Annotated in this window: 1 protein-coding gene; it reads left to right on the top strand. The window is 37.2% G+C overall.

Features of this window, described 5'->3' with window-relative positions:
* Positions 1–498: 498 nt before the first annotated feature.
* The coding region (locus A4S05_RS38270; RefSeq protein WP_305121622.1) for a sigma factor at positions 499–916 on the top strand (418 nt) is incomplete at its 3' end.

Below are 916 nucleotides of genomic sequence, written 5' to 3'. Positions count from 1 at the left end.
CGGCTATATTTCCATTGCTAACCGAAACCACATTACTAGCGTAAGCAGCCGATACAAATAGTCCGCTAATGAACTGGAATATAACGAGAGTAACGAATGCCCAAAAGATGACTTCGATTGTCAAAGTGAGTAGAGATTGCATATCCATGATTGTTTCTCAACTAAGTATTTGTAATTTTCAATTGATTTACGCAAAGCGTCTTCGAGCCTTGTCCAAATGTGAAGCGAATTTGAACATATCCTCTCTTCAAGAGAGGATATCACTCTAAATTTAGCGTAGCGTCTCTTTGATTTAATCTAACCAAATTTTTTATTACCTTAAAATTTAGTTACAAAATAAAGCAGGTTTTAGTATTTACCTATTTAAAGATTTCAAGTATTATATATATAAATATATTTGACAAATACGAGTATTAGTCTAAGTCTATAATTAAGATTTGATTTATTAGCTAATTCCTGAAATCAAACATTTTACTCAAACGAAAAAAACGTATTCGTATGCCCAATCCAACTACGGACTTAGTTCGCTCCTACCTCAAAGAAATCGGACGCTACCCTCTGCTAACTCCTGAGCAAGAAATTACAAATGCTAGGCTTGTACAGCAGATGATGGCGATTGAAGAACAGCGCTCAAATCTCGCACTTCAACTAAACCATCAACCAACCACAAGAGAATTAGCTACCTCGCTTGGGCAAAGCGAAGCTGAAGTACAGTCAATCATTCAACAAGGTCAAAAAGCTAAAGAGAAAATGGTGACAGCTAACCTGCGGTTGGTGGTAGCGATCGCTAAAAAGTACCAGAATCACAATTTAGATTTTCTTGACTTGCTCCAAGAAGGGGCACTGGGACTGCAACGAGGAATCGAAAAGTTCGACCCTAACAAAGGCTACAAACCTAGTGTGGTAAAACTTACTA

This window comes from Nostoc sp. KVJ20 (assembly GCF_001712795.1).
Lineage (GTDB): Bacteria > Cyanobacteriota > Cyanobacteriia > Cyanobacteriales > Nostocaceae > Nostoc.
The sequence above is the reverse complement of the archived record's forward strand: the minus strand, read 5'-3'. Positions and strand labels throughout refer to the sequence as shown.